The sequence below is a fragment of the Nocardia sp. NPDC057272 genome (genome assembly GCF_042668615.1).
Lineage (GTDB): Bacteria > Actinomycetota > Actinomycetes > Mycobacteriales > Mycobacteriaceae > Nocardia.
The window spans coordinates 94,447-118,605 of record NZ_JBHUYK010000019.1 but is presented as its reverse complement, the minus strand read 5'-3'; the positions used below and the strand labels follow the sequence as shown (position 1 = coordinate 118,605).

21 protein-coding genes and 1 pseudogene are annotated in these 24,159 nt (G+C 65.7%); 9 read left to right on the top strand and 13 right to left on the bottom strand.

The window, feature by feature from the left end; all coding sequences use genetic code 11:
- Positions 1-5 precede the first annotated feature (5 nt).
- Together ACFULV_RS23940 and ACFULV_RS23935 are read right to left on the bottom strand one after the other, a co-directional pair.
- Positions 6-650: a CoA transferase subunit B gene (locus ACFULV_RS23940; protein ID WP_378660291.1), complete on the bottom strand. Its 645-nt coding sequence runs from the start codon at positions 648-650 to the stop codon at positions 6-8.
- On the bottom strand, positions 647-1,408 hold the full coding sequence (locus ACFULV_RS23935; RefSeq protein WP_378660289.1) for a CoA transferase subunit A: 762 nt from the start codon (positions 1,406-1,408) through the stop codon (positions 647-649). Before ACFULV_RS23935 ends, ACFULV_RS23940 begins: the two co-directional genes overlap by 4 nt.
- Positions 1,409-1,581: 173 nt before the next feature.
- Between ACFULV_RS23935 and ACFULV_RS23930 the strand changes: the two genes are divergently transcribed.
- Both ACFULV_RS23930 and ACFULV_RS23925 read left to right on the top strand, forming a co-directional pair.
- Positions 1,582-2,370, top strand: a complete 789-nt coding sequence (locus ACFULV_RS23930; protein WP_378660286.1) for an IclR family transcriptional regulator — start codon at positions 1,582-1,584, stop codon at positions 2,368-2,370.
- 533 nt (positions 2,371-2,903) lie between these two features.
- Positions 2,904-3,155: a hypothetical protein gene (locus tag ACFULV_RS23925; RefSeq protein ID WP_378660376.1), complete on the top strand. Its 252-nt coding sequence runs from the start codon at positions 2,904-2,906 to the stop codon at positions 3,153-3,155.
- Positions 3,156-3,170: 15 nt separating this feature from the next.
- On the opposite strand, the pseudogene ACFULV_RS23920 reads toward ACFULV_RS23925, so the two are convergent.
- Positions 3,171-3,621 (bottom strand): annotated as a pseudogene (locus ACFULV_RS23920) (IS21 family transposase); the annotation flags it as partial.
- 248 nt (positions 3,622-3,869) lie between these two features.
- On the opposite strand from ACFULV_RS23920, the gene ACFULV_RS23915 reads away from it, so the two are divergent.
- Genes ACFULV_RS23915 through ACFULV_RS23905 form a run of 3 tightly spaced genes read left to right on the top strand, consistent with a single transcriptional unit; the run spans position 3,870 to position 5,532 of the window.
- Complete coding sequence (locus tag ACFULV_RS23915) at positions 3,870-4,550, top strand: hypothetical protein (RefSeq protein WP_378660283.1); 681 nt, start codon at positions 3,870-3,872, stop codon at positions 4,548-4,550.
- A gap of 36 nt (positions 4,551-4,586) precedes the next feature.
- Positions 4,587-5,057 (top strand): hypothetical protein, encoded by a 471-nt coding sequence (locus ACFULV_RS23910; protein ID WP_378660281.1) that lies wholly within the window; start codon positions 4,587-4,589, stop codon positions 5,055-5,057.
- Positions 5,058-5,061: 4 nt separating this feature from the next.
- Positions 5,062-5,532 carry an NUDIX hydrolase gene (locus ACFULV_RS23905; protein ID WP_378660278.1) on the top strand — a complete coding sequence of 157 codons (471 nt, stop codon included), beginning with the start codon at positions 5,062-5,064 and terminating at the stop codon, positions 5,530-5,532.
- Between the two features lie 330 nt (positions 5,533-5,862).
- Here ACFULV_RS23905 and ACFULV_RS23900 read toward each other — a convergent pair whose 3' ends face one another.
- From ACFULV_RS23900 to ACFULV_RS23875, 6 genes are all read right to left on the bottom strand, one after another.
- Complete coding sequence (locus ACFULV_RS23900) at positions 5,863-7,224, bottom strand: helix-turn-helix domain-containing protein (protein ID WP_378660275.1); 1,362 nt, start codon at positions 7,222-7,224, stop codon at positions 5,863-5,865.
- Between the two features lie 123 nt (positions 7,225-7,347).
- On the bottom strand, positions 7,348-8,883 hold the full coding sequence (locus ACFULV_RS23895; protein WP_378660272.1) for an AMP-binding protein: 1,536 nt from the start codon (positions 8,881-8,883) through the stop codon (positions 7,348-7,350).
- Positions 8,884-8,898: 15 nt separating this feature from the next.
- Positions 8,899-10,374 (bottom strand): carboxylesterase/lipase family protein, encoded by a 1,476-nt coding sequence (locus ACFULV_RS23890; protein ID WP_378660269.1) that lies wholly within the window; start codon positions 10,372-10,374, stop codon positions 8,899-8,901.
- Positions 10,371-11,456 carry an acyl-CoA dehydrogenase family protein gene (locus tag ACFULV_RS23885; RefSeq protein WP_378660267.1) on the bottom strand — a complete coding sequence of 362 codons (1,086 nt, stop codon included), beginning with the start codon at positions 11,454-11,456 and terminating at the stop codon, positions 10,371-10,373. Before ACFULV_RS23885 ends, ACFULV_RS23890 begins: the two co-directional genes overlap by 4 nt.
- A 9-nt stretch (positions 11,457-11,465) precedes the next feature.
- Entirely contained in the window at positions 11,466-12,611 is a 1,146-nt protein-coding gene (locus ACFULV_RS23880) for an acyl-CoA dehydrogenase family protein (protein WP_378660264.1), read from the bottom strand.
- 28 nt (positions 12,612-12,639) lie between these two features.
- Positions 12,640-13,689, bottom strand: a complete 1,050-nt coding sequence (locus tag ACFULV_RS23875; protein WP_378660261.1) for a phosphotransferase family protein — start codon at positions 13,687-13,689, stop codon at positions 12,640-12,642.
- Positions 13,690-13,855: 166 nt separating this feature from the next.
- Here ACFULV_RS23875 and ACFULV_RS23870 point away from each other — a divergent pair, with 166 nt between their 5' ends.
- The 3 genes from ACFULV_RS23870 to ACFULV_RS23860 are packed head-to-tail and all read left to right on the top strand — an operon-like array spanning position 13,856 to position 17,724.
- Complete coding sequence (locus tag ACFULV_RS23870; RefSeq protein WP_378660258.1) at positions 13,856-14,842, top strand: esterase/lipase family protein; 987 nt, start codon at positions 13,856-13,858, stop codon at positions 14,840-14,842.
- Between the two features lie 9 nt (positions 14,843-14,851).
- Positions 14,852-16,372 carry an MFS transporter gene (locus ACFULV_RS23865; protein WP_378660256.1) on the top strand — a complete coding sequence of 507 codons (1,521 nt, stop codon included), beginning with the start codon at positions 14,852-14,854 and terminating at the stop codon, positions 16,370-16,372.
- Between the two features lie 41 nt (positions 16,373-16,413).
- On the top strand, positions 16,414-17,724 hold the full coding sequence (locus ACFULV_RS23860; RefSeq protein ID WP_378660254.1) for a QsdR family transcriptional regulator: 1,311 nt from the start codon (positions 16,414-16,416) through the stop codon (positions 17,722-17,724).
- A gap of 104 nt (positions 17,725-17,828) precedes the next feature.
- Here the strand turns inward: ACFULV_RS23860 and ACFULV_RS23855 are convergent, their stop codons facing one another.
- The 3 genes from ACFULV_RS23855 to ACFULV_RS23845 all read right to left on the bottom strand — a co-directional run bounded on the left by ACFULV_RS23855 (position 17,829) and on the right by ACFULV_RS23845 (position 20,597).
- Positions 17,829-18,620, bottom strand: a complete 792-nt coding sequence (locus ACFULV_RS23855) for a class I SAM-dependent methyltransferase (protein WP_378660251.1) — start codon at positions 18,618-18,620, stop codon at positions 17,829-17,831.
- Positions 18,621-19,898 carry a serine hydrolase domain-containing protein gene (locus tag ACFULV_RS23850; RefSeq protein WP_378660248.1) on the bottom strand — a complete coding sequence of 426 codons (1,278 nt, stop codon included), beginning with the start codon at positions 19,896-19,898 and terminating at the stop codon, positions 18,621-18,623.
- Positions 19,899-20,036: 138 nt separating this feature from the next.
- A complete protein-coding gene (locus ACFULV_RS23845; RefSeq protein ID WP_378660246.1) occupies positions 20,037-20,597 on the bottom strand; it encodes a TetR/AcrR family transcriptional regulator in 561 nt (186 codons plus the stop codon).
- Between the two features lie 112 nt (positions 20,598-20,709).
- Here ACFULV_RS23845 and ACFULV_RS23840 point away from each other — a divergent pair, with 112 nt between their 5' ends.
- Complete coding sequence (locus tag ACFULV_RS23840; RefSeq protein WP_378660244.1) at positions 20,710-22,431, top strand: ABC transporter ATP-binding protein; 1,722 nt, start codon at positions 20,710-20,712, stop codon at positions 22,429-22,431.
- Positions 22,432-22,477: 46 nt separating this feature from the next.
- Here the strand turns inward: ACFULV_RS23840 and abc-f are convergent, their stop codons facing one another.
- Positions 22,478-24,091 carry a ribosomal protection-like ABC-F family protein gene (gene abc-f, locus ACFULV_RS23835; protein WP_378660242.1) on the bottom strand — a complete coding sequence of 538 codons (1,614 nt, stop codon included), beginning with the start codon at positions 24,089-24,091 and terminating at the stop codon, positions 22,478-22,480.
- Between the last annotated feature and the right edge of the window lie 68 nt (positions 24,092-24,159).

Sequence of the window (24,159 nt, the reverse complement as noted above, 5' to 3'; positions counted from 1 at the left end):
AGTCCTCAGCCGAGGACTGTACCGATGGTCAGTGGTGTTCCGGTGGCGCGGCGCACTTGCTCGACGCTCACCCCGGGCGCGGTCTCGCGCACAATCACCTGGCCTTCGGCGATGTCGAGCACAGCGAGGTCGGTGATCACCCGCTGCACAACGGCTTGGCCGGTGAGTGGCAGGGTGCACGCCTCGACGATCTTGGGTGAGCCGTCGCGGGTGGTGTGCTCCATCAGCACGATCACCCGGCGGGCGCCGTGGACGAGGTCCATCGCGCCGCCCATGCCTTTGACCATCGCGCCGGGCACCATCCAGTTCGCCAGATCACCGTGCCGCGAGACCTGCATCCCGCCCAGTACCGCGGTGTCGATGTGTCCGCCCCTGATCATGCCGAACGAGAGCGCCGAGTCGAAGAACGATGCGCCGGGTTCGACAGTCACGGTCTCTTTGCCCGCGTTGATCAGATCAGGGTCGACGTCGTCCTCATCCGGGTAGGGGCCGGTGCCGAGGATGCCGTTCTCGCTGTGCAGCACCACCGCTACGCCGTTGGGAAGGTGGTTCGGGATCAGGGTGGGCAGGCCGATGCCGAGGTTGACGTACTCCCGGGGCGAGAGTTCCTGTGCCGCGCGGGCGGCCATTTCGGTGCGTGTCCAGCTCATCGGGTGGCCTCCTGTCGAACGGTCCGCTTCTCGATTCGTTTGTCCTGCGCGCCGGTGTGCACGATGCGCTGGACGAACACCCCCGGCAGGTGAACGTGTGCGGGGTCGAGTTCGCCGGCCGGGACGAGCTGCTCGACCTGGGCGATGGTGATCCGACCGGCCATCGCGACCAGCGGGTTGAAGTTCAGGGCCGACTTCTCGAAAACCAGGTTTCCCTCGGTGTCACCGACGGCGGCGTGAACGAGGGCGAAATCGGCGACGATGGATTCTTCGAGGACGTAGCGGTGGTGTCCGAACTCCCGGACTTCCTTCGGCGGCGAGGCCAGCGCCACCGACCCATCCGGTGCGTAACGCCACGGGAGGCCGCCGTCGCTGATCGGGGTCCCGACACCGGCTGGGGTGTAGAAGGCGGGTATGCCCGCTCCGCCGGCGCGAAGGCGCTCGGCGAGGGTTCCCTGCGGGATCAGTTCCACCTCTAGCTCGCCGCCGAGGTACTGGCGCGCGAACTCCTTGTTCTCACCCACATACGAGGCGGTCACCCGTGCGATTCTCCCGGCCGACAACAAGATTCCCAGGCCGTAGTCGTCGACGCCGCAGTTGTTGGAGAACACTGCGAAGTCGGTGGCTCTGCCCTCGGTGATCGCCGCGATCAGTGCGTCCGGGACACCACACAACCCGAACCCGCCGACTGCCAACGTCGCCCCTGAGCCGATATCGGCTACGGCGGCGACTGCCGTATCCACCACTTTCGAGTTCATCCGGGACTCGCCTTTCATCTGACCGTCCATTCTTTGGACGTCTGTTTCCTTCGTGCCTACACAACACTCCGGCGCTTCATACTGGCAAGATGGATATCCATGGGAGGTGAAATTGCTCGGCGAGTGGACAGGTTGGTGGTATGTCGTCCATTGAATGGACGTAGGATGCGGGCGTGAGTGGAGAGCTGAATCCATCTGTGCTCGGGCGCGCGGCGTCGCTGCTGCGTGCGATTGCGGCCAGCGGTGATGTGGGAGTGTCGACCAGTGATTTGGCACGGCGGGCCGATCTCGCGAGGCCTACCGCGCATCGGTTGCTCTCTTCGCTGGCCGAGGAAGGTTTTCTCGACCGCGACGTGGGCTCGGGTCTGTGGTTTCTCGGACCGGAACTGTTTCTCATGGGCTCGCTCGCGGCGGAGCGTTACGACATCACCGACGTGGCTCGTCCTGTGCTGCGTGAGCTAGCCCGCGAGACTGGGGAAAGTGCGTTCCTGTCCGCCCGGCGCGGCGACGAGACAGTGTGCCTGGCGGGCGAGGAAGGCAGCTTTCCGCTGCGCTCGCACGTGCTGCACGTCGGCATTCGGTTCCCGCTCGGTGTCGCCTCGGCAGGCCTGGCGATTCTCGCCCATCTACCCGACCGTGACATCGAGGACTACCTCGGCCGCACGGACCTGAGTGCGCAATGGGGTGCGAGTCATGCTCGTGACGAGCTCGTTCCGCGTATGGACGCGATCCGAGAAACCGGCTGGTGCGTGAACCCGGGCCTGCTTGTCGAGGGAAGCTGGGGGATGGCAGCGGCGGTGTTCGACCGCCGCGACGAACCCCGGTGGGCTTTGAGCCTGACCGGGGTCGAGAGTCGGTTCCGCGCCGAGCGTCACGACGTGCTGGGTACGCTGTTGCTCCGCCACGCCCACGCACTCTCCGTTGCGCTGAGCCGTCGCAGGTCCGGATCATCTACTCGATGAATCTGCTGATTGCGCCGCGTCCCGAACCGTTTCGTGAAAAGCCCTGGTGCTGAGCACTATTGGGTCCTGACGGGTAGCTTCTGAACAACTGGAACGCGCGCCAGGTGGTCGCAGGTTAAAACCCTGTCAGCCCGACAGTAGAAACCCTCTCTGACCTGGGTTGGAGGGGTTTTTCTGTGCCTGGAGATTTGACGTGGTTTGCCGATTTCTCACAGAAACCCCACAGTTTCGATTCTGATCATTCGTCCAGCAGGGCCTCGATGGCTCTCTCGCGGCCCACGTTTTCCCCGGTCAGCTGTCGTTGGATATACACATCATCGGCGGGGTGCATGCGCCGACGGTGACGCGGGGTAAAGCGCTCTGGCGGCAGTTCCCGCCTAGTTGTCGAGTGATGCCTGGCGACGGCCCACTTCGAAGGGTGATTAGGTCAACCGGAGGTGACATCGTGAGGTGACCTGCGGCCATCGTGCAGCGGGGAGTGTGACACGTTGGCGGGTCGGCGCGCGGGACAGATCGGGTCGTTGCTGGTCGCGGTGCCTGATGATCGTGGCAGTCTCGAGTACGCCGGTAGTGTGGGGGCCGGCGCCGCGATGCTCATCGATCTGCGTGAACGCCTGGTACCGCTGCAACAGTCGGACCCGCCGATTCCTGGCCTCGGACCCACCCCGGACGGAGTGGTGTGGGTCCGGCCCGCGCTGATCGGGGAGGTGGCGTTCACCGAATGGACCGGCGACGGCCGGTTGTGGCATCCCAGCTTATGTAAGTGGTTTGAGACTGACCGTTGACTGCTGGCTGGGCGGTGTTGCGGGAGTCAGCCGGGGGCTTCCGGGACGTGATGATGGCCAGTCGGGCGAGATCCGATCACACGGCGCGCAACCCACGCGCGGCGAGGCCGGGTGTTCACCGCCGCCAGCCACTGACCAACTTGGGCGTCGAAATCGGTTGGGCCGGTGAATGTTCGGCCGCGTAAGAAGGAACGTTTGGGTAGTCGCGGGCCCGCTCGATGATGCCCTTCGCTTCGGGGTCAGCGGGCCGGCAAATGACGACTTTCGTTCCCAAAGTTCCTCGGAATGCGTGACATTCGATGGTGAGCTCGCTGCGCCCATCACGCCACCGCCCGATCGCGCCTTCACCATCCCACACCAGCACTCGCGGCACCACACCCAACCGTCCGATCAACGTCCACCACCCGGCGAACAGGTCCTCGGCGTGACGGCTCGGGATCAGCACCACGGAGCGCCACCTCGAATACCCCATCGACGATGGTAGGGAATCGCCGGCATGGATCGCCGACGAGCGCCTGGGCACCGACACAGATCACAGGCCGCAGCCGGGCGCACGGTGCCCGTCGCCACGCTGGAGGGGAAGAGGTCACCATTCACCCAAATCATTGCCCAGCGTAAGGAAAATCGGTGTGTGGGAGGGCTTGCGGCGGTAATGTCGGAGGCTCTTCGGGGAAGCGCGGACCAATCTCGCTGCAGGTGTGTCATCGGAACTTGGTGGGAGAGGCGATGGTTGGTAGGGCGCTGGCGTTCCTGGTCGGGGCCGGACTGGTGGTGTTCGCGCTGGCGCATGCCGTGGATCCGTTTCACCAGACGCGGGAGTATCGGCATCAGGTGGCATGTGAGAAGAGTGCAGGCAGCTGCTTCGACGAAGAGACCGTCACTATCATCGAGAAAGATACGTCCACTACGACTTCCACCCACTTCAACAGCGATGGAACCACCAGCACGACCACGACGAATCACCTCACGATCAGGTGGATGCGCGACGGGACGCAGCACTCGCACGACGTGAACGGCGAACTCTTCGCCAAGGCCCGGGAAGGTGGGCAGGCGACACTGCGGACGTGGCAGGGACAGGTCGTCGGCGTCGTCATCGACGGGCAGTCCGATTCCTACAATCCGCGTCAGACCGGGCGTCTGGGGTGGTGGCTGTGGCTGGCGTTCGTGGGGGTCGGGCTGGCGTTGGTAGGGATATTCGAGCCGGTGGGGGTGTTCATGGGGGCTTTCCGGCTGGGTGCGTGGGCTTTCGCCGGAGCCGTGCCGCTCGGAGTGTTCGTGCCGACTCTGCTTGCCAACGGGATGGAGCCGAATTTCGGGTTCTTCGTCCTGGCGGGGGTCACGGTGCTGTTCACCGGGGCCGGGATGACGATGCTGGTCACCTCGCTTCGCGACTGAGCTTTCTACGACCGGGGAGCAGATGTGTCGGCGTCGATGTTCGTCAACCTGCTCGCGCTGGCGCGAGACCACCTCGACATCCTGGTCTATGCGGCGGTCTTCCTTCATGAGGCGTATCCGCGGCTCAACGATGTGCTGACCGAACGCGCCGAAGCCCGTTGCGCGATACGGATAGCGGTGGGCGACGCTGACAGCGCCAACGTCCAACAACGTGGCACGGAAGAGAGATTCGGGCACGGCATAGAGTCGCGCTGCCGTCTGGCCTTGATGCATTACCGGGCGTTGGAAGCAACGCCGGGCATCGACCTGCAGACCCACGACACGACGCTCTACAGCAGCATCTTCCGCGCCGTCGACGAAATGTATGTCAATGCCCACGTGTGGGGTGTGAACGCATTCGGTGCACCCGTCTGGCATCTGCGCCGCACGGTCGACGGTGGCGTGTTCGACACCTACACCGCCAGTTTCAACGCGGTCTGGCAAACCGGCCGACCGGTGAAAGGCTGAGCCGATGGCGCATACCGAATACTATGACGACCCAGCCGCACCGGAGCCGAACAGCCTTGTGGTCGCGGCGTCCGCAGTGGTGTGCGACGACGTCGGCCGTTTTCTGCTGCAACGCCGCACCGACAGCGATCTGTGGGCATTACCGGGCGGCGGGATGGAAATGACCGACAGTCTGCCCGGCTGCGCGGTGCGTGAGGTCAAGGAAGAGACCGGACTCGATATCGAAATCACCGGTCCCGTCGGAACTTACACCGATCCGCGTCACGTGATCGTCTACAGCGACGGTGAGGTCCGGCGCCAGTTCAACGTGTGCTTCCTGGCTCGCATCATTGGGGGCGACCTCGCCATCCCCGACGAGTCCACAGAGCTGAGGTTCGTAGTCCCCTCCGTACTGGACAGCCTCGACATGCACCACACGCAGCGGCTCAGGCTGATCCACTACCTCGAGGGGCGAAGCGCGCCATATCTTGGCTGACGATTCGGCGACAACCGCGCGTGAGTGCGTCAGATGGCCGCGCGCATTGCTCGCGACGGTTGAAGCTGCGCGTGTCAGCTGCCCGACCTCGCCACCTGTGGGTGTGACCGGTGCGCGCGGGTCAGTTCGTGCGGCCCTCGGACGTGACCGCGCCCGTTCGGCACATTCTCGAAGTGGTCAACCGCTGTGTCCGATTTCTGACCACTGATCAGTGGGTCTTACCGGGCGTCAATTCGATCGGCTGCGACGCTATCCCGCTGTCACCGGGAGGCAATTCGCCTCGGGGGCCGCAGCGATTGCGCCACCGCGGGCATCGACCCGACTGTCGGGTTACCCATTGCGCGATCCGGGGCCTGAGATGTCGAGACGGCGATCACGGCCGGCCCGCGGAGATGGGGAGAACATCGAATGACCGGTCGACGCCGTTTCCGTGATCCCGAACCGATACTCCGTGGTTGAGCGCTGCGCACGCCATTGCCCTGAGATCCGGTAGGCCTCGAGGGCCACAAGAATTTGTCCGGCGTCGATCGGTGTCGCCGTGCTGTATCCGGTCAGCTCGGCGACCCGATTGAGTCGATAGCGCACCGTGTTCGGGTGACAGAAGAGCCGTTCGGCAGCGATGCGGGTGTCACCGCCAACATCGAACCAGCAGCGCAGTGTCTTCAGAAAGACATCGCGCATGGGTGGGGAGAGCTCGAGGATCGGTCCGAGCACCGAGAGCTGGATCTCGGCCGTCGCCTCGGGCGCCGCGGCCAACAGCACGCCGATCGACGGACGGTCGTAGCGAACCACCGCGTTCTCGGTGGGGTAGGCGGCGCTGCCGGCCGTCCTCGCCTGGCGATGTGCCTTCGGAGTGGCAGCGAGGCGCTCATAGATCGAGCTGATGCCGACGCCGCCTTCCAATCGCGCTCCGATCAGTGCGCACGTCGTGTTCAGCGCACAACCGTTGGGTAGTGACAAAATTCCATTGAGTCCATCTGAGCGCAGAACCCACGATGAGCGAACACCGTGGCTGTCGAGTTCGCCGACAAGGTCAGCGATACCGATGACTCCGGCGTCAGCCGCTGCGGCGGCGACGACGAATTGCCCGTGATGCGGAAACCGAAGGATTGCTGCGCATTCGACGATTTCGGCCTCGGTCATGGTGTGGCAGGTGAGCAGTGCCTCGTGCGCTGTGCGATGCGCTGGTGAGTAGTCGCTGACCCGTGCCACGGATGCTGACGGGTAGACGAGCAAGATCGCGCGCACGCAGTCGTCGACTGCGGCCCACAAGCTCGGACTCGCTGCCAGCAATTTCGAGCCTGCGTCGGCGTCGTCGGTGACGTAGCCGACCATCGCCTCCCACAGCATGATCGCACCGAGGCGAAACGCCCGACCGACCGTCGCAGCAGGAAGCTGGTGTGCCGCACCGAGCCGACCGATCGCCTTGGGCACTTCCAGATCGACCGCGCTCGTCGACGCCAGGGTGTGGAGGACGGTGGTCATCGCTGTCAGCGCAGTGGTTCTCAGAGCGCGGTGCGCGACAGTCGCCTCACACCCGAAGCCGGTCAGCTCGTCGACCATACGATCGGCGAAAGCTGTGGCCAGCTTGGCGATATCGCGCATCAGCTGCTCACACCATTGCTCGGCGAGATCGGCAGGGATAGCCAGCCGTGGATTGGCGAACTGTTCGCTGCTTGCGTCGTCGGGCATCGTCTTCCTCAATTACCTCGAGCAGTCCGGGTTCAGGGTTGTCGGTGTTCCAACCGAATCGGTGTGTCTATCTACTGGTCGATAGCCAACGGTGTCGTGTCAGTGCAGAAGAAGGCGCTGTGGTCACGGTGTTGTTCGAGGGTTGTCAGATACAGTTCGAGCGAGCGTTTCGCGATCGATGGCCCGCTTGAGGATCTTGCCCGTCGCACCCTTCGGCAAGGCCTCGACGAACTCGATCACGCGCGGAACCTTATAGGCGGAGAGTCGCTCGCGCGCCCAGTCCGACACCTCGGTGGCCCCGAGCGTCGAGTCCGGGCGCCCCACGATGACGGCGGCTACCTCTTCGCCGTAATAGTCGTCGGGAATGCCGATGACGGCCACCTCGACGACGTCGGGATGGGTGAAGAGGACCTCCTCGACCTCGCTCGGGTAGACGTTGTACCCGCCGCGGATGATGAGGTCCTTGGCCCGGTCGACGATGCGCAGGTCGCCGTCAGTGTCGGTGGTGCCCAGGTCACCGGTGCGGAACCAACCGTCGTCATCGAGAACGGCGGCGGTGTCGGAGGGCCGTTGCCAGTAACCTTTCATCACCGTCTCACCGCGGATGAATATCTCGCCGATCCTCGACGGCGGGCACGGCCGGCCTGCCTCGTCGCGGACCTCTATCCGGGTGAACGGTGTCGCGCTGCCGACCCAGCCGACCTTGGCGCCACGGTCGATGTCGGTGAAGGTGCCGAACGCCGTGGTTTCGGTGAGTCCGTAGCCCTCGAGGATGGTGCAACCGAATCGCGCTTGGAACTCCTTCGTCACCGCGGCGGGCAGGGACGCGCCACCGGAGATCGCGATCCGCAGTTGAGCGAAATCGGCGGGGTCGGCCTCGCCCGCCGTGTGCAGCATCGCGTTCCACATGGTCGGCACCCCTGCCAGCACGGTGAGCCGGTCGCGACGCAGCATCGCTGTCATCGCCGCCGCGTCGAACCGGGACAGCAGTGACAACGAGCTGCCCGCGGTGAAGGTCGTCATCATCACCGAGGCCTGGCCGAAGACGTGGAACAGCGGTAGAGCCGTACCTGTGCGGTCCGATCGCGTCGACCGGCTGCATGCGACGCCGATTTCGCCTGCGGCCAGGAGATTGGCCACGGTCAGTTGCGCGCCTTTGGGTCGTCCGGTGGTGCCCGAGGTGTAGAGGATCGCCGCTGTGTCGTCGCGGTCGCGGTCGCGGACCGGTGTCGTCGCCGGACCCGAGTCAGCTCCCGGTCGCAGTGTCCGTATCGGAAGGCCACGCGCGATCGCGGCCGAGGACGCGGCGGGACCCAGTGCGTGCCAGGCGATCACGAGCGCGCATCCCGCGTCGCTGAGGACGTAGTCGATTTCGTGTCGAGTCGACATCGTGTTGACCGGAACAGCGACAGCACCGGCGACTTGAATACCCATGTACGCGACGACGAATTCGGGAACCGACGGTGCGATGAGCAGGACTCGATCGCCGACCTGAAGGCCGGAGTCGATCAGTGCCGCCGCGTAATTGATACTGACCGAACGTAATTGGTGGTAGGTCCACGCGCTGACATCGCCGGTGGCGGCGCCTTCGCCGCGCATCGCGACTGTGTCGGGGTGGGAGTCCGCGTGTCGGCGGACGGGATCGAAAAGGTTTGGCATGGGTGTGTCCTGTCGTCAGGGGTACCGGGTCGCGCATTCATCCGGGCGCGGATTACCGACCAAGGCCGACCGGGGCTCGTCGAAGGTCATGACCAGCTGGGTCTCGGCGTAGGAAGGCCAGCCGGGGTCGCCGTTGGTGGCGAAGCCGATCCAGGCCGAGTGCATTTCGTCAGCGATCCGCTGGGGCGGGTTCGGGCCGGTGAGGCTGGTGGCTACGGCCAGGGTGTCGAACACGAACGGCACCTCTAGTGCGTGCATCGCGCCCAAGCCCTCGCGCCGCCAGCCGAACTCGTAGAGGTATGCGGGAGTATCGACAGCGGCCTGTAGCTCGACGAGTTGCCTGGTCGGATTACGGAACACGGCGTCGGTGGCAATTGCTGACAGCAAGTCTCCGGCGGTTGCGTCAGGGCGATTGGTCGCGTAGGGCGTGATCGCCGAAGCGCCGATGCCCAAGCGTGCGAGCGCGAACGGCAGTGTGTCGACGGTGATCGCGTCACCGAGCCCGGTCGGTACGGTGAACAGCCGGAACTCCTCGGTGGTGTAGCCCGCGAGCAGGGCGATTCCGCGAGCCGAGCCCGCCGCGATCGCCTCGACCGGCACCGTGGGAACAACGTCACCGTCCACGACGGGAAAGAAGCTCATGCCGGCGCCGACGGTCAGCACCGACGCACCCCAACGTGTCGGGTTCGGGTCGCGGGCGAAGTCCACGCGCACCGCCTCCTGCGCGAGCAGCAGAGCCGAGGGCGACACTGTGGCAAAGGCTTCCGCGGTCGCGGGTACTCCTAGTGCCGCGGCGAGTTCGCCGCTGAGCAATCGGGCGTCCTCGACAGTCGCCGCCATCGCGGGATTGCCGCTCTGCATGATCGCGCGAGCGAACAGGCCGCGCGCTGCCGGTGAGCCCAGCAGTGCCGCGATGCTCATCGCGCCCGCTGATTGGCCGAAGACGGTCACCTTATCGGGGTCGCCGCCGAACGCAGCGATGTTGTCGCGGACCCATGCCAGGGCGAACAACTGATCGAGCAGGCCACGGTTGGCCGGGGCGCCGCCGAGCACGGCGAATCCCGCGGCGCCGAGGCGATAGTTGATGGAGACGAGCACCACGCCGTCGCGGGCGAAACCGGCGCCGTCATAGGCGGGTACCGCGTTGGCGCCGTGGACGAACGAACCTCCATGGATCCACACCATGACCGGCAGCCCGCCACCACCGGGCGTCCAGACATTCACGTTCAGCGATTCCGCGCCTGCCACGATGTGAGTGCCGAGGATCTCGTCGATCCCGTTCGGATAATGGCCCTGTAGGCAGGTGGGCCCGTGTGTGTCCGCGTCGCGAATCCCGTCCCAGCCCACGACCGGTTCGGGCGCGCGGAACCGCGCCGGCCCCACCGGGGGTGCGGCATAGGGCACCCCCAGAAACGCGCTGACGCCGTCGACGGTCGCACCCCGCACCTTGCCACCGGTCACGTTGACCACCGGTCGGTCGATGCTTGTCACAGGCCCACCAGGTCGTAGTCGGCGACGCGATCCATCAGGAACCGCAGATGGTCGTCGGAACTACCCAGCGTCTGCTCGATGGCGGTGAGTCGGGCGAAGTAGTGCGATATCGGGTGCTCCGTGGTCATTCCGATGCCGCCGTGCAACTGAACAGCCTCCTGGCCGACGAAGCGCGCCGACCGACCGACCCGCAGCTTCGCGCGCGAGGCCACCGTCTGATCGATCAGGCCGTCGGCCAAGGCCGTCGAGGCATACATCGACATGGCGCGGGCCAGTGTGACCGCGATGTGCATGTCAGCCGCGCGGTGGGAGAGTGCCTGAAAGGTCCGCAGCGGTACACCGAATTGTGTTCGGGTGCAGAGATATTCGGCAGTGATCCGGAGGGCCTCGGTCATCGCGCCCACCGCTTCGCCGCACAGCGCGGCCTGTGCGGCGACCTGTGCGGCTTCGATCGCGTCCTCGGCGCGGCGCGAAGCAAGCGGTTCGGCCGCGGCGTGTTCGAGGACGATGTCGGCTACACGGCCTCCGTCGTGGGTCGCGCTGCCGCGTCGAGAGACGCCGATATCGGTGGGGTCGACAACGAACAGGCCGATGCCATCGGGTCCGGTCGCGCTGACAATGAGCAGGTCCGCTTCGTCGCCGTAGAGAACGGGTGATTTGTGCCCGCTCACCCGCCACGAGTCGCCCTCTCGTCCCGCAGCGGTCATCAGTGTTCGCAGTGGCCAGCGCGAGCGCGGCTCCTCGTGGGCGAACGCGAGCCGCAGCGCCCCGGCCGCGACTTTCGGCAACAGGTCACGACGTTGCGCGGGACTGGCCGCTTCGACGAGCAGGCCGCCGGGCAGATAGGCGCAGTCGAGCACCGGTACCCGGGCCAGACCAGCGCCGAGTTCCGACATCACGATCATCGCCTCGATCGGGCCAGCGCCCTGGCCGCCGTCGGATTCGGGAAAGGTCAGCCCGAGCAATCCGAGATCGGCGAAGGTGGCCCAGAGATCATCCGCTGCCGTAGGGACATGGTCGGCCAAGACGTTGTTGACAGTGTCGCGCAACATCGCCTGTTCGGCTGTCGGTTCGAATTTCATGGCCTGGGCTCACAATCCGAGGATCGTCGAGGCGATGATGCTGCGCTGCACCTCGGTCGATCCTCCGTAGATGGATGTCTTGCGGCAATTGAGGTAGGCGGCTGTGGTACGACCGGCCCAGCGGTCGACATCGGAGTGCAACGCGCCGGGACCGGCGAGCTCCATCATCAGTTCGGTGGCGGCTTGCTGAAGTTCGCTGCCGCGCAGTTTCAGAACCGATGACGTGGGGGCCTTCACACCGGAGGCTGCGCCGATCTGGACCAACTCCAGTGCGAGAGTCTCGTTTTCGAGTTCAGCCAGGCGTGCCGCGAAGATCGGGTCGTCCAGCAGGGTGCCCGCGCCCACACGGGTATGCCTGGCGCGCGCTTTGATCGTGGACAACCGGACCTTGGTGCGTCCGACTGCGGCCATGCCGGTGCGCTCGTTGCCGAGGAGGAATTTCGCGTAGGTCCAGCCGTGATTCTCCTGCCCGACCAGATGCTCGGCAGGCACCCGGACGTCATCGAGGAAGACCTCGTTGACCTCGCGGCTGCCGCCGACGAGCTCGATCGGGCGCACGGTGACACCGGGAGTGTCCATCGGGATCAGCAGCAGCGAGATCCCCGCTTGCTTCTTCGCCGCAGCGGGGTCGGTACGGACGAGGCAGAACATCCAGTCCGCGTATTGGGCTGCGCTGGTCCAGATCTTCTGCCCGTTGACGAGGTAGGTCTCGCCGTCGCGCGTCGCGGTGGTTCGCAGCGAGGCGAGGTCCGAACCGGCTTCGGGCTCGGAAAAGCCTTGGCACCACCAAATGTCGAGGTTGGCCGTCGGTGGGAGGAACCTGGCCTTCTGTTCCTCGGTGCCGAACCGGGCGATGACCGGGCCGATCATGTCGACGTTGAAGGTCAGGGGCTCGGGTACCGAGGCCAGGGCCATCTCGTCGTACCAGAGGTGGAGTTGGATGGGTGTCCAGTTCCGTCCACCCCATTGCTGGGGCCAGTTCGGCACCGCGAGGTGGTGGGCGTTGAGGATGCGCTGGGTGGTGATGAGCGCCTCGCGGCTGAGCTCGCGCCCTTCGCGCACGCCATCGCGGATCTCGGGCGGGATCTCCTTGCGGTACAGCGATCGCAAGTGATTGCGGAAGGTGATCTCATCGCTGGTCAGTGCCAATTGCATTGTCGTTGTTCACTTTCTGCGCTGATGGTCACATGCCGGTAGTAGTGGCCACTACGTCGGCGAGGTCGACGAGGTGATCGATCTGGTCGGTCGCCGGTGCCCCGGCATGGGTGCTGTTGTCCGGGTTGTCGAGAACTCGGCGGCGGACGCCTTCGGCGATGATCGCCAGCTTCCAGAGCCCCAGCGCGTGCCAGAAGGCCAGAGCGGCGGGGTCACGGCCGGTGTGAGCGAGGTATTCGTCGACGAGTTCTTGCCGGGTGGGAAACCCCGCCAGCGTGGTCATCTCGAACCCGGCGATCGAGGGTTCGCCGGGTTCCGGCCAGTAGGCGAGCAGACTGCCGAGGTCGGCGAGTGGTTCGCCGAGGGTGCACAGCTCCCAGTCCAGGACCGCGGTGATGGTGCCATCGGCCGGCGAGGTGATCATGTTGCGCAGGTGGAAGTCACCGTGTACCAGGGTGAGTTCGTGCTGTTGAGGTATGGCGGCGCTCAGTCGCTGGGTGAGCTGATCGACCTGTGGCAGGTCCCGGGTGCGGGATCGGTCCCATTGCCTGGACCAGCGGCGTAGCTGGCGTTCGGCGTAAGGGCGATGGCTGGCCAGGTCGGTCAGTCCAGTGGCGGCCAGGTCAACGGCATGCACTTGGGCGAGCGCGCGCGCCAGCGCCAGCCCGGTTGCACGGCGCTGATGTGGGGTCAGGGTCTGCGCGACAGCCACGTCTTCGATGACCTGGCCCTCGATGTGCTCGAGCAAGACCATCGGGACGCCTTCGTGTGCACCGACCCCGAGCACCTGCGGCACCGGCACGCCTGTGCCCCGCAGGGCGCCCACGACCCGCGCCTCGCGGACTACGTCGTGGGCGGAGGCCAGCAGGTCGCCCAGCGGTGGTCGGCGCAACACCCACCGTCGACCGGCTGTGTCGGTGACCAGGAACGTCAGGTTGGAATTGCCCGCCCCGATCCGAGCGACCTCGACTGGGCCGGCGCATCGCACGCCGAGCGAGATCAGCCACTCACCCAAGAACGGGCGGTCGATGGCCAACTCGGCAGCGCTGCCGGTGTTGTGCGCGGATGGCGGAAACACGTCGTATCACTCCTTGCTATGGAACGAATGCTCTACGACGTTCCATCAAAACGAGGCGCTGTGTCAACAGTTCGAGCGCATTTGCCTGAAAAATGACGATTCCAGCTTTATTGAGAGTAAAGCGATGCTAGAACTGGGGCAGAACAACGATGTCCTAGGAGTCCACATGTCTTCCCTCGTCCGAATCGCTTGCCCTCGCCGTCGCCTCGGCTCCCTGAAACGGCTGGTCCTGGCCGCGACACTGGCCGGTCTCGCTGCTGCCGGCACGCCCGCCACCGCGCAGGCCGCACCGCAGTACCCCGTCCCGTACGGGCTGATCGACGGAATCGCCCACTTCGTCGACCGGTCCTCCCCGCCCGCCGCGAACGACTGGAGCTGCCGTCCGAGTGCCGAACATCCAGAGCCGGTGGTTCTGGTTCACGGCCTCACTGCCACGATGGCCGCCAACTGGCAGACCATCTCACCGCTGCTGGCCAACAACGGCTACTGCGTGTTCGCTCTGAACTACGGCTTCGACCCGGCCGCACCCGTGCCGTTGAACCTGATCCCGGCAACCAAGTCGATGCGCGAATCCTCGATCAATGAGCTGGCGCCGTTCGTGGATCGTGTGCTGGCGGCCACCGGCGCACAGAAGGTAGACATTGTCGGCCACTCCGAAGGCACTGTGATGCCGCGCTGGTACATCAAGCACGGCGGCGGAGCTGCCAAAGTCGCCAAGTCGGTGAACCTGACCCCGCTCAACAACGGCACCCAGGCAGGGGGGCAAGGCCTGATCGCGCTTGCCCTCGACGCGCTCGGCGTATGGGATGACCTCCAACTCCGTGCCGAGGCTTACGGATTCGGGGCCAGCCTGCAGATGACGACCGGTTCGGACTACCTCGAAGACGTGAACTCCGGTGACGCCTACCCGGCCGGTATCGACTACACCTTCATCATGACCCGCTGGGATCAGGTCGTGGTTCCGCACACCAGCGGCATGGGACCGATCGCCCCGAACGTGACCAACATCGTTGTGCAGGACCAGTGCCCGCTCGCCCTGTTCGAACACGCGGGTGCGGCAGGGGATGCTGTTGTCGCACAGCACATCCTCAACGCCCTGGACCCGGCGAACCGGGTCCCGATGAACTGCTTCGGCCGCCCCCGCAACGGCTGACCCGCGACCATGACGAGTTCTCCGTTCGAGATCTGGAATCGACAACTGGATCGGTTCCCCGCCAACGGAAAGCGAGCGATGTATCTGGCGATCACCGTCGGCGCGACCGTGGTGCTGTACTACCAGCTCTACGTTCAAGGCGCGGTCGCGACGAAAGTCCTCGCCGACCTGGACATGTCGTTGACCTACTTCATCCTCGGCCAGGTCGTCGGTGGCCTGATCGGGGTACTCGGCTCGCTCGCGGCCGGCCTCGCCGATCGTTGGGGCCGCGCAAATCTGGTCGTCTACGGCTTGATCGTGGTGTCGCTATTGGTCGGGATCGCGGCGCCGAACGTCCATAGTTCCCTTGCCTACATGGTGGTTTTCGGGCTGATCGCCGGGGTCGAGGGGGTCGTGCTGGTCGCGACTCCCGCCCTCATCCGCGACTTCTCACCACAGCTCAGCCGTGCATCGGCCATGGGGTTCTGGACCCTCGGGCCGGTGCTCGGCAGCTTGCTCGTCACGGTCGTGTCGAGCAACACCCTGGATACTCACCATGATTGGCAATTTCAGTTCCAGGTAGCCGGAGTAGTCGGGGCGGGGATCTCGCTGGTCGCGTTCGTCGGGCTGCGCGAACTCGCACCCCAGCTGCGCGATCAGCGGATGGTGAGCCTGCGTGACCGTGCGTTGCTGGAAGCGCGGGCACGCGATATCGACCAAGATCAGTCGACGCGCGGGCACTGGCGGCAGATGATGACCAGCCGGATCCTCGTTCCGGCCGGTGCGATCAGCTGCTATCTGCTGTTCTACTACGTCGCTGTCGGATTCTTGGTGCTGTTCCTGGTCACCACTTTCGGCTACAGCGACGCCCGTGCGAACAGCCTGGCCACCTGGTATTGGATCGTGAACGCACTGAGCCTCATCGTGTTCGGGGTGCTGTCGGACGTACTGGGGGTGCGCAAACCCTTCATGATCGTCGGTGGGCTCATCAGCGCGTTCGGGATCGGCTGGTTCGCTGTCGCCACCGGCGACAGCAGTACCACTTACCGCCTGTTCGCGGTGATCATCGTGGTGATCGCCCTCGGCACCGGAATGACGTTCGCCACCTGGATGGCCGCCTTCACCGAAACGGTGGAGGCGCGCAATCCGGCGGCGACAGTAACCGGGTTGGCGGTATGGGGCGCTTGCGTACGGGTTGTTGTCGCGCTGTCGTTCACCGCGCTGATCTTCGCGATTCCCGCCGCCGGGGTGCTCGCCGACTTCGGCCCACACGTAACGCACACCTCCGCGGCATTGAAGGCCGGGGCCACTGTGCCCGAAGCGGAGCTGCGATTTCTGGCGCTACACGGCGAGGACGTCCGCCGCGCCGCCCACAACGCCCCGAAGCAGTGGCAACAGCTGTGGTGGGTATGCCTCGCGGCACAGCTGGTGTTCCTACCCTCGGTATGGCTGCTCGCGGGCAGGTGGCGACCATCATCGGCGCGTGCCGACGCGCAGCGGCACCGGGCGTCGGTCGAAGAAGAGCTGTTCACGCTCGTGGTTCGGAAATGACCGCGATTCCCGCGACGGACGAGAAGGTAGTCTCGGCCATCATGACCAGGTCCGATTCGAAACCGGCCGACGCCCGGCCCCACCGCCGCTCCACAGCGGTGCGGCCGTCCGACGACACATTGCTCGACGGCGTCCTCACCGTCTTCGCCGCTCACGGCTTCGACAATGTCACCATGGACCAACTGGCCACCGCCGCCGAGACCTCCAAGCCGACGCTGTACTCGCACTTCGGATCCAAAGACCAGATCTTCGATGCGTGTGCCCGCCGGGAGGCGGCGCGGCTGTTGGAATGGATGCGGGAAAGCTACCGGCGCGCACAAGGTTTCGAACTCGACCGGCACATCGCGACGACCACACGCGCACTGTTCGACTTCGCCGCCACCCACGCCGAGGGCTTCCACATCCTCTTCGGTTCGGCGACCGCGGGGCGCTCACACGCAGTGCGGACCGCCACGATCCAGTCGGTGACCGACACCGTCGCCGAACTGATTCGGCACGAATACGGCGGCCCCGATCTGACGTGGGGTGCCAGCGCCGATTTCTGCGCGGCGACAATTACCGACATCGGGGTACGTGGGGTGCAGCAAGCGCTCGTCCAGCACCTCGATTTCACCGCGGCCGCGAATCTGACGATCTCGATCATCGTCGCGGCTATGCGCCACCTCGACCCGGCGGCCGTGCGTGCCGTCGACGCCGGCGCCGCTCGAGCGTCAGGGGAATTGATCCGTGTCGGCGCGTCGGAGGGGGTGTCACGGCCTCGCGCTCCCGCCCTTGCTTCTTCTCGTGCGGCTCCTCGCAACGACGTGCTGGATTCCGCGATCCGTGCCTTTCAACGCGGGGAACGGGTCGAATTGCATGCGGTGGCTACCGAGCTCGGGATCAGCCGAACGACCATCTACCGCCGATTCGGCACCAGAGAAGAGCTGCTCGGTCTCACTCTCGCCCGCCAGTTCGAGCAGGTGATCACCGCGATCGACAGCCGCTGCACCAGCCGCGGCGTCCATCGCATCTGTGAAGTGTTCGATCAGGTGATACGCCAGTTGTCGGCTGATCGTGCACTGCGCACCTATCTCCAGAACGAATCACCGGCCGCCCTTCGTCTGGTTACCCAGGCGGACGGGCCGGTCCACCGCGGCAGCGTCGCCCTGGTCGAAAAGCTCATCCAGCGCGCGCAAGAACAAGACGGCTACCGCCCCCCGATCGACCGAACCACTCTTGCCTATGCCCTCGTCCGCCTCGGCGAGAGCTTCCTGTACGGCAACGCGGTTGCCGATGTCGAAGGCGACATGGACCACCTGCTGGAGATGCAGACAACACTGCTCGGTGTTTCCGGCCCTGTCGGCGGACCGTAAGGCTGTCGCGCTGCCCCAGACCATCTGGGGCAGCCCGTGTCTCATTGATCCGATTCGGAGGATTGGCCGCCGCTGCGGCACTGGCGCAGTGATCGAGTAGTCCTCTACCTGGGTTCCAGGGAGGCGGTCCGGCGTGAGAGCTCGGCCCGTAACTGCTGGAATCGGAACAGTCCTGGCCGGCCGACGACGGATTCGTAGCGGTCGACGACCTCGTCGACGAAGACGGGGATGTCGGCGGCGGGAACGCGGGCTGTCCAGTCCGCGAACCCGACCGTGCACCACTGTGCGAAGGCCTCGCGTGAGCCGAAGTCCCATTCCCGGTCGGTCACGGAGTACGTGGTGACCTCCAGGTCGGCGCTCGCCGCGATCGCGGGCAGCGCGCCGGGGTCGATATGCACGTAGGGGCGCGCGAATCCGGCGAACGCTGGCGACCAGCGCACATCGGCGGTGACCGCCATCGCGACGTCCTCGATGCTCGGGCGAGGCCCGCCGCAGACATACTGCACGAGCACCCGCCCGCTGGGTGCGAGTGCCGCGGCGATGTGCCGGTAGGCCGTCTCCTGGTCGAGCACCCAGTGCAGTGCGTTGAACGAGACGACGAGGTCGAAGTCGCGGGGGAAGGTCATCGTCGTGACATCGGCGACTGCGAAGTCGACGTTCGTGAGCTGGTCGTCGGCCGTGCGGGCGGCCTCGATCATCCGCGGCGACGGGTCGATGCCGAGCACGGAACCAGCGGGCACCCGCGCCGCGATCAGGCGTGTCACATAGCCGTCGCCACAACCCACGTCGAGGACGTGCTCGGCCCCCGCGAGCGAGACGGACTCCACGGCGTCCGTCGCCATCGCGCGCTGGAGTCCGCTGATGTGGGCATAGCCTGCGCCGTCCCAGTCGGGCATCTACGACCCGCCCTGCGACGGAACATCCTTCTTGACCGGCGGGGCGTCGTCCGGGGCGAGGTACGCGCCGATCTTGCGGAACAGAGCGTCACCGCCGTTCGAGTAGCCGCCCGACGCGCTGAACGCTTGGGGCTGGTAGGTGACAGCAACCGCGATCGCGATCTTCTTCGACGGCAGGTAGGCGTTGACCGCGGCAGAGCCGTAGAACAGTGGGTTCTGGTAGGACCAGTCGCCGGTGAGCCACAGGCCCAGACCATAGGTCTGGAAATCGTCGAGCGCCCGGCAGTTGACGCAGCCGGGGACCGCTGTCGTCTTCCCTCGCAGGTCCGTTGTCGTCATCGCCCGGTACGACTCCTCGGACAGCAATTCGCCGCTGCCGATGGCGACGGCACTTCGTTCCAGGTCGTAGATGTCGCTCGTCTGGATAGTGCCGTGGCTGAGCGTCCACGAGGGATTCCAATAGGTCGATTCCTCATAGAACGGAACGTCGGGTGCCAATTCGAAGAACTCGCGGCGTTCCGAGGTGAAGGAATGCAGGACCGGCTCGGGGATGTAGGGGGTGAGGTTCGGCTCGGTGTTCTTCAGGTCGAGCGGGCCGAGAACCTTCTCCTGCAGGGCATCCGCGAGCGATTTACCCGTGACCTTCTCCAGCGCCAGGCCGAGGAGTACATAGTTGGTGTGCGCGTAGGCCCAGTTGGTTCCGGGCTCGAACCACAGGGGGTCGTCGATCGCGAGAGCGAGTTGTTCCTGGGTGGTCCACGCCTTGTACGGATCCGCGTAAGCGATCTCCGCGAATTTCGCATTACCGAGCACGAAATCGTGATAGCCCGAGGTCATCTGGGCCAGTTGGCGCAGATTCACCCGGTCCGCGTTGGGAATGGTGGGCAGGTATTTCGAGAGCTTGTCGTCGAGGCTCAGTTTCCGCTCGTCGGCCAGGATCAACAGCAAGGTCGACACGTAGGAGATCGCGACGGCACCGTTGCGGAAATGCATCGCGGTGGTGGCGGGCACGCCCGTCATGGACTCGCCCCTGGCGGCGGTGACGATCTCTTTCCCGTCGACCGTCACGCGCACGATCACCGACTTCAGGTGCGCCTGCGCCATGTAATCGTCGACGATCTTCATGACGGCCTCGGCCTGCACCGGGTCTTCACTCGTGAACGTCGAGGGCGCGCCCGAGGCCGATCGGGAATCCTGCGCGGTCTCGTTCGATGAACAGGCCGCCGCCAGCAGACCCACTGTGCAGACGAACACCAGAGCGTTCCGAGAAACGGACATTGGTCACCTTCCTGGCTACCGTCCCCCGAAATGTGGTTCGACCGAATAGGCGATTCTACGCCGCGGTGACCCCGAAATTCGGACGCGTGGCTGGGGTGTTCGGGCGGGTCGAGCCGCAGCAGGTGGCCCAGATATCGGTCACCCGGGCGAGCGGATCGCTTTGCGCAGGCTCGTCAGTGCCTGTGTCTGCGCATGCATGCGGCTGGCCGACCCACGGTTGACGTGGTCGACGGCGGCATACAGCAGCGCCCACATCATGTTCAGGATCCACGAGGCGTCGAGCGCTGCGTCGATCGAGCTGTCGTCGCGCCCCCGCTCTATCGCCGCGATCGCGGCGTCGTCGGACAGGCACGACGTGGTCTCGTCGTAGACGCCTGACGTGAAGAACATGACCGTGAGGACATCGCTGAGTTCGAAGTACTCCTGACACAGCCGAAGGACCGCGTCGAGCCCTGTCCCGTCGGCCAGGCACGCACGCTTCGAGGCGTCGGCCACGGCCTGTTCGGTGAGCCGCCCGACGGCAGCGATCAGGTCGGATCGTTCGGAAAAATAGCGGTGCAGCGTCGTACGTCCGACGCGCGCCTTCGCGGCGACTTCCGTCAGCGACGCGTTGGGCGATTTCGCGAACGTCGCCACTGCCGCATCGAGAATCGCGCGGCGGGTGCGTTCGCGGGCACTGGTCTCTTCGACATCCTCCACAGAGGCAGCATAAACGAGGTCCATCCTGGATATTCACTTTACTAAAATGGAACAATGATGTTCCATTGATGGGGTGACGACGATAGCGCCTCCCATCGAAACCGCTCCACCGATGACCATGTCGAACCTGGGTGTCCTGATCGGCTATGCCCGACCGCACACACGCACCCTGCTGATCGGACTCGTACTCGCCCTCGGCAGTTCCGCGACGGTGATGGCGACGCCGATGGTGACCAAGTCGATCCTCGACGCACTCGGCACGGGCGCGTCGATCATGGGCCCGACCGGTGCCCTGTTGGTGCTGCTCGTCATCGGCGCCGCACTCGGATGGGGTTACTGGATTCTGCTCGGGACTGTCGCCGAGAACATCGTCTTCGACGCACGCACCATGCTCGTTCGACAACTGCTCGGCGCGACGGTTCCGTCGGTGCAGGCGCGTCCCACCGGCGAGTTGGTCACGCGCGTCACGGCAGACACCTTGCTGCTGAAGGAGGCCGCGTCGTCTGCGGTGATCGGCATCATCAACGCCACCTTCCTGACGGTGGGCACCGTGATCCTCATGGGTGTGCTCGACATGATGCTCCTCGGCGTCACCGTGCTGGCCATCGTCGTCGTCGGGATCCTGTTCGGAACGCTCATGCCGCGAATCGCCAAGGCGGACGCGCAAACCCAGGAATCGCTCGGCCGCCTCGGCGGCGTGCTGGAAGGCAGCCTGCGTTCGGTGCGCACCGTCAAGGCGGCACGCGCCGAGCATCGCATCGCCACGTTGATCGGCGCCGACGCACGCCACGCCCGGACACACGCGATCGAGTCGGTGCGCGTCTCGGCAACGGCATGGACCGTCGCGTGGACCGGCGTGCAGGGCGCCATCATCGCGATCCTGGCCATCGGCGCCTGGCGCGTCGACAACGGTTCGCTGACCGTCTCGACGCTGATCGCGTTCCTGCTGTACGCGTTCACCTTGATGGGACCGATCCAAGAACTGACCACGCACATCACGGCCATGCAGTCGGGTATCGCGGCCGCCATGCGTATCCGGGAGATGGAGACGCTGCACTCCGAAGCAGACGTGGCGCACGAGCCTGTGCCGGCGACGACCGCCGAGCCCGACGCCGCCTTGCGTTTCGACGACGTCACTGTCCGCTACGCACCTGACGCACCGCACGCATTGAAGGGATTGACGCTGCGGATTCCGGCGACCGGCCATACAGCCATCGTGGGTCCGTCCGGCGCGGGCAAGACAACGGTGTTCTCGACGATCCTGCGATTCGTCGAACCCGACACCGGGACCATCTCGGTGGGCGGCGTGGCGTACCGGAACCTGACGATGTCGGAGGTTCGCGCGCGTATCGCGTATGTCGAGCAGGAATCCCCTTTGGTGCCGGGCACATTGAGCGACAACCTGCGGTTCCTGCGGCACGGTGCCACCGATGACGAGGTGGCCGAGGTTCTTCGCCTTCTCCGACTCGACTCGGTCGTCGCGGCCCAGCCGAAAGGCCTGGACACCCACGTTCGCGACACCGACCTCTCGGGCGGGCAGCGGCAACGGATCGCGATGGCACGCGCGATGCTCGGTGACGCCGACGTGCTGCTTCTCGACGAAGCGACGTCGCAGATCGACACCCTGACCGAGGCATCGATCGTCGAAGCGATCGCCGTGCGGGCGCGCACCCACGCCGTCGTCACGATTGCTCACCGTTTGTCGACCGTGCGGCACGCCGATCGGATCGTCGTGATGGACGACGGCAGCGTACGCGCGGTCGGGACGCACGACGAGTTGATGCGCGCCGACGACCTCTACGCGCGGATGGTCCGTGCCGGTGGATTCGGATAATCGCATGTCGTCTCGGCCATGGTGGGCCGCGGTAGGTCTACACAGTTCACACGGAGGCCGACGCCTGTAAGGCGAGGTGGGTGCCTTCCCAGCGGCTGCGCAGTCGCCGGTCGTGGCTGACGACCACGATGGCTCCCGGGAAGTGTGCGAGCGCGGTTTCCAACTCCTCGACCAGACCTGGCGACAGATGGTTGGTCGGCTCATCGAGGAGCAGCACGTCGACGGGTTCGGTGACCAAGCGCGCCAGGGCGAGGCGCTGGCGCTGGCCGGTGGACAGGTCCTCCACACGCGTCGTGAACTGGGAGACGTCGAACAGGCCGAGTGAGAGCAGTTGGTCGCCGTGGAATTCTGGGTCACCCGGGCGATCGCGCGCGAAGGCGACGAACATCATGCGTCCGCGGACGGCGGGCGGTGGTTCCTGCGCGAGGTAGCCGATCTTGCCGGTCCGGGCGACGGTGCCGGTGTCGGTGTCGGGTGCGAGCTCGCCGGCCAGCACCCGTAACAGGGTGGTCTTGCCCGCGCCGTTCGGGCCGGTGATCAGCAGGCGGTCGCCCGCGGCGAGCGTCACGCTGGTCGGCTTGAGTCTGCCTGCGACGGAGATCCCGGTGGCCTCGAGCCCGGCCCCGTGTGGGCGTGTGGTCGCCAGGGTGGGCGCGAATCGAAGGGGTTTCGGCGGTGCCGGCACCGGGTTGGCGAGCAGGCGCCGCAGCCGTTCCTGCGCATTGCGAACCCGGCTGGCCACTGATTGCTGCACCCGTCCACCGGCTCGGCCGTAGGCCATCTTGTTGTTGTCGGCCATCGCCCGGCCCGGTGCGACCCTGCGGGCGGTGGTGTCGGCGGCCTCGCGGAATCGTTCGGTATCGGCCAGCCATTGCGCGTGCGCCTGCACCCATCGCGCTCGTTCGGCTGCCTTTTCCGCCAGGAATCCTGGGTAACCGTCGTTGTATCGGACGACGCGCCGGCGGTCCGCGTCGACCTCCAGCAGGCTGGTCGTCACCCGTTCGAGGAAGGCCCGATCGTGAGAGACCGCCACCGTTGTGCCCCGCCGGGCGAGCAGGTGGTCTTCGAGCCAGGTCAGGGCGACGTCGTCGAGGTGGTTGGTTGGTTCGTCCAGTAACAGCAGTTCCGGAGCTGCCGCCAGCACCGCGGCCAGGCGCAGCCGGACCTGCTCACCGCCCGACAGCTCGCCGATCGTGCGGTCGCGATCCACCAGGCCCAATCCCAGTCCGTGGATAGCCTGTTCCACTCGCGCATCGGCGCCGTAGCCGCCGTGATGTTCGAAAAGTAGTGTCAGGTCACCGTATTCGTCGATTCCGGACTCGTCGCCGTCGGCCATCGCGATCTCGAGGCGGCGCATCCGGGCTTCGACCGCTCGCAGCTCGGTAAGGGCTTGGTCGATGAGCTGCTGCACAGTGAGGTGCTGGGGGAGTTGCTCGTCTTGCGCGAGGTAGCCGACACCACCCTCGGCGTGGACGACGATCTCGCCGCGATCGGGCTGCACCCGCCCGGCGAACAGACGCAGCAGGGTGGTCTTGCCGGAGCCGTTTTCGCCGATGATCCCGGTGCGCTCGCCGACGTCGAGCGAACATGTCACATCCGTGAGAACGGGATCGCCGTCGTAAGACTTGCTGACCGCGAGCGCGGTGATCTGGGTTGGCATGGCACACTCCGAAGCATTCGAGGACGACGCAGTCGGGGGACCGCGGGGCCGGGTGAAAAGCTCGGAAG